The sequence below is a fragment of the uncultured Limnohabitans sp. genome, assembly GCF_937889215.1.
Classification (GTDB): Bacteria; Pseudomonadota; Gammaproteobacteria; order Burkholderiales; family Burkholderiaceae_C; genus Limnohabitans_A.
Window position 1 is genome coordinate 1 of record NZ_CALBEX010000219.1, and the last position, 4,216, is coordinate 4,216.

5 protein-coding genes are annotated in these 4,216 nt (G+C 61.1%); 2 read left to right on the forward strand and 3 right to left on the reverse strand.

All coding sequences use genetic code 11. From position 1 onward, the window contains the following. Positions 1-221: 221 nt before the first annotated feature. Both groES and Q0341_RS05570 read right to left on the reverse strand, forming a co-directional pair. Positions 222-509: a co-chaperone GroES gene (groES, locus tag Q0341_RS05565; protein WP_108285148.1), complete on the reverse strand. Its 288-nt coding sequence runs from the start codon at positions 507-509 to the stop codon at positions 222-224. Positions 510-668: 159 nt separating this feature from the next. Further along, complete coding sequence (locus Q0341_RS05570) at positions 669-1,238, reverse strand: helix-turn-helix domain-containing protein (RefSeq protein ID WP_299511099.1); 570 nt, start codon at positions 1,236-1,238, stop codon at positions 669-671. Between the two features lie 212 nt (positions 1,239-1,450). On the opposite strand from Q0341_RS05570, the gene Q0341_RS05575 reads away from it, so the two are divergent. Both Q0341_RS05575 and Q0341_RS05580 read left to right on the forward strand, forming a co-directional pair. Next, positions 1,451-2,281 (forward strand): lysophospholipid acyltransferase family protein, encoded by an 831-nt coding sequence (locus tag Q0341_RS05575; protein WP_299511101.1) that lies wholly within the window; start codon positions 1,451-1,453, stop codon positions 2,279-2,281. Further along, positions 2,281-3,141: a lipid A biosynthesis acyltransferase gene (locus tag Q0341_RS05580; protein ID WP_299511102.1), complete on the forward strand. Its 861-nt coding sequence runs from the start codon at positions 2,281-2,283 to the stop codon at positions 3,139-3,141. The genes Q0341_RS05575 and Q0341_RS05580 overlap by 1 nt, the downstream gene beginning before the upstream one ends. A gap of 10 nt (positions 3,142-3,151) precedes the next feature. Here the strand turns inward: Q0341_RS05580 and Q0341_RS05585 are convergent, their stop codons facing one another. After that, the gene (locus Q0341_RS05585) at positions 3,152-4,126 is read right to left on the reverse strand and encodes an alpha/beta hydrolase (RefSeq protein WP_299511103.1); all 975 of its coding nucleotides are present in this window, start codon (positions 4,124-4,126) and stop codon (positions 3,152-3,154) included. Between the last annotated feature and the right edge of the window lie 90 nt (positions 4,127-4,216).

Sequence of the window (4,216 nt, forward strand, 5' to 3'; positions counted from 1 at the left end):
GGGGCGCCGAACGAGCGCTCCAGAACCACGTTACGGCCTTTAGGGCCCAGAGTCACTTTGACCGCGTTGGCCAAAATGTTCACGCCTTCAACCATGCGTGCGCGGGCTTCGCCGCCGAAAATTACGTCTTTTGCTGCCATTTTTAAGCTCCTAAATTCAAATTAATCAGTTGAGGACAGAGCGAACGGGCGCTTTGCGCGTCAGTCGGTCTGTCCCGCAAGTTATTCGACTACCGCGAACAGGTCTTCTTCTTTCATGACGAGCAACTCGTCGCCTTCGACCTTGACGGTCTGGCCGCTGTACTTGCCGAACAACACGCGGTCGCCGACTTTGACGCTCAGGGCTTTGGTCTCGCCTTTGTCGTTGGTCTTGCCTGGGCCAACGGCCAAGACTTCACCTTGATCGGGCTTTTCAGCAGCCGAATCGGGGATGACGATGCCGGAAGCTGTTTTGGTTTCGCTTTCGATACGCTTGACGATCACGCGATCGCCCAAAGGACGCAGTTTCATGGAATCTCCTGGATTTGAAACAAGGGTTGAAAAAACAAGGGCACCGGTCAAAGGGTGCCGCTGAAATCTGAGGGATGGCGTCGCTAGCACTCCACCCCGTCGAGTGCTAATGATAAGGGCATTTGAGGCCTTTTCAAGGCCATCGCGTGGAAACTGTGTTCAGTGTCGCGGGGTTTTGTCATGTTGCGCATGCACGGTGCTCAACAAATAACCAAAAACCAAGTCGGTGCTGATGTCGCTTTTAAACAGGCTGACGTGCCGGTCTGGCGCGATGGGGCTGTTGGCGGGCAGGGCGGCGCTGTTGTAGACCAGCAAGTGTGCATTTTGCAGGTGCGGGTTGTCCATGTGTACCGGGGAGCTGTGCAGCCAAGGGATGCGGGCGTCGATGAAAAAGGCTTTGACATCGGGGGCGATTTCCATCAAGTCCAAGGGGTGGGTCATCACTGTGATCTGTGCCCATTCTTTCAGGGTCTCCAGTGCTGGGGTGGTGTGCTTGCAGTCATGCAGGATGCAGACGCGAGACGTGTTGGTAGTGTGCAAAGGGAGGCCTTGTTCTTGGCAATAGTCGTTCAGTGAGGTGGACAAAATGCGGCGGTGCCCGCCGTGGGTAATGAAGGCTTCTAACACACCGTTTTGCACCATCCGCTGTACTGTGCCTACCGACAGGCCCAGGGTTTTGGCGGCTTGGCTGGTGCTGACGTAAGTTTGGGGGTTGTGGCTGTTTTTCATGCGTGTGTCCTCGTTGGACGTTGAGTCGGGTGGTTTGAGGGGTTTGGTCTTTTTGAATGTTAGGCGCGTGCACGCCGGATGGGGCTCTGGGTGAACGGGTAGCGAGCAGGCACAAAACCGGTAGTGCCTGGACCGGTGGCTCGCGTCTTGAGGTGCGGGCTTGGGCGTGGGCCTGCGATGGCATGCCAGGTTCAAGGCAAAATCACCCCCCTATGTCGCGATGGTTTCGTTTTTTCTCACATTGGCCCTTGTGGGCCTTGCATGCCTTGGGGTGGCTGGGGGGCTGGGCTGCGTGGTTGTTGTCTGGAAGCTACCGCAGACGCTTTCTCGACAACGCGCGGCAGGCGGGTCTGGGCTTGCGTGCCGTGTTGGGGGCGGTGGGGCACTCGGGCCGCATGTCGGCCGAGTTGCCGCGTTTGTGGCTGGGCCGCACGCCGCACTTGGAGTGGGCCGACGATCGGGCGGCGGAAGAGGCCTACGCACAAGGGCAGGGCGTCTTGTTTTTGACCCCGCACATGGGCTGCTTTGAGGTGACCGCCCAAGCCCTGGCGCTGCGCTTCGGAGCGAAGCACGGGGGGTTGACTGTTTTGTACCGCCCTGCGCGTTTGGCGGCCTTGAACGAGGTGATGGCCTTGGCGCGCAACCGGCCGGGGCTGCAGGCAGTGCCCACCACGCTGGCGGGGGTGCGTCAGATGATCAAGGCCTTGCGGGCGGGCAAGGCGGTGGGTTTGCTGCCCGACCAGGTGCCGCCCGAGGGCATGGGCCTGTGGGCCCCTTATTTCGGCCAATCCGCTTACACCATGACGCTGGCCGCTCGCTTGGCCTTGCAAACCGGGGCGCGGGTGGTGCTCATTTGGGGTGAGCGTTTGCCTTGGGGCGGTGGCTACCGCTTGCACACGAAGCCGCTGGGCCACGACTTGTCGACCGATCTGGAGACCGCGGTGGTGCAGATCAACCAGGCCATGGAGGCCATGGTCCGAGTTTGCCCTCAGCAGTATTTGTGGGGTTATGCCCGCTACAAAGCCCCGCGCAAGGAAGCCTGATGCACCCGGTGGTTTGGATCATGCGCTGGCTGGCACTTTGGCCTTTGGGGGCTTTGCGCGCTTTGGGTTGGGCTTTGGGGCATTTGCTGTTTGCCTTGGCCCGTTCGCGGCGGCGCATTGTGTTGGTGAATTTGGCTTTGTGCTTTCCGCATCAAACGCCCAGCCAGCGCTGGCACATGGCCCGGCAACACTTTGTGGTGGTGTCCCAAGCGCTGCTGGACCGCGCTTGGCTTTGGCATGGCTCGCCAGCCCAATTGAAGCGGCGTTTGCAGGTTCAAGGTGATTTGAGGCCCTTGCAAGGCCCCTTGCCCGTGGTGATGCTGGCACCGCATTTTGTGGGGCTGGACGCAGGGGGCAGCACCTTGACCCAGTTGCACGGGGTGTCGATGGCCAGTATTTATGTGCGTCAACGCAATGCCGCATTGGACGAGTGGGTTCGCCAAGGGCGCAACCGCTCTGGGCAGGTCAAGATGCATTTTCGTCACGAAGGGGTCAAGCAGATCTTGTCAGGCTTGCGGCAAGGCGACAAGTTGTACCTGTTGCCCGATATGGATTTCGGCCGCAAAGAGTCGGTGTTTGTGCCCTTCTTCGGCATTCCCACTGCGACCGTGCCTTCGCTGTCGCGCTTTGCCCGTTTGGGCAAAGCCCAGGTGGTGACGGTGGTGACCCGCATGACGGCGCAAGGTTATTGCATGGAGGTGGGGCCGATTTGGCAGGATTTCCCGACCGAAGACTTCATGGCCGACACCGCCCGCATGAACCGCGAATTGGAGGCTTTGATTGGCACCATGCCGACCCAGTATTACTGGGTGCACAAGCGTTTCAAGACCCGCCCTGATGGACAGCCAGGCCCTTACTGAGGCGGGCTGTTCAGGCGTCAGGGGCTTGCAAAAAGGCGGCTATTTCAGCCATCACCCGATCGGCTTGCTCGTGCACCACCCAGTGCGTGGCCTGGGCCATCGGCACCAGTGTCAGGTCGGGGATGTGGTGGTCCAGACCTTCTGTCAAGCACGGCAGCAGGGCCACATCTTTTTGCGCCCACAGCACCAGTGTGGGAACTGGGATGCGCAGCGCTTCTGGTGGGATTTGCACCGCCGACGCCCCAGGGTCTTGATCGGTGGCAGGGCGCAGAGGCGAGGCACGGTAGTAATTGAGGCCGCCTTGCAAGCCGTGTTGCCAGACCTGCCGGTATTGCGCTTTGACGGCGGGCGTGAGCCAGTGTGGGGCCTGAGGCGAGCCATGGGCTGACGCTGGGGTGGTGAGCGATTGCAGCGAGGGGTCTCCCCCGGTCAAAAAGCAGAACAAGCGCTCGAAGTCATGGGCGGCCAATTGCGCTGCCGCGTCGGGTTGCACGAGAAAATTCATGTAGGCGCTGGCCGCTTGTTGCGCCGGGTCGTTTTGCAAGGCGTGCAGGAAGGTGCCCGGGTGGGGCGAGTTGATGATGACCAGCTGACGCAAGCGTTCGGGGTGCTGGTTGGCCAGGCTCCAGGCCACGGCTCCGCCCCAGTCGTGGGCCACCAGAGCGGCCAACGGGGCCAGGCCCGATTCCACGCCGATCAGTGCCACGATGTCTTGCACCAGGTGTTTGGCGCGGTAGGCTTTCACATCTTGCGGGGCACTGGAGCGCTCGTAGCCGCGCAGGTTGGGGGCAATGCAGCGGTAGCCGCCGTTTTCGGGTTTTGAAAAATGCTGCAAAAAAGGGTCCCAGACCCAAGCGCCTTCGGGAAAGCCGTGCAGAAACAACAGCACAGGGCGGCCTGGTTCGCCGCAGGCGCGGCAGCTCAGGGTGATGCCGTGGGGCAGGTCTTGTTGCCAGGTCTGGATGTCGGGGGGCGTAGCGGGCACAGGTTCACTCCTTGAGGGGCGGTGCGCCCTGCGGCTCACTCGTCCAGGACTTCAGGTTCTTCTTCTGGGGGCTCGGCCGGCTTGACTGCC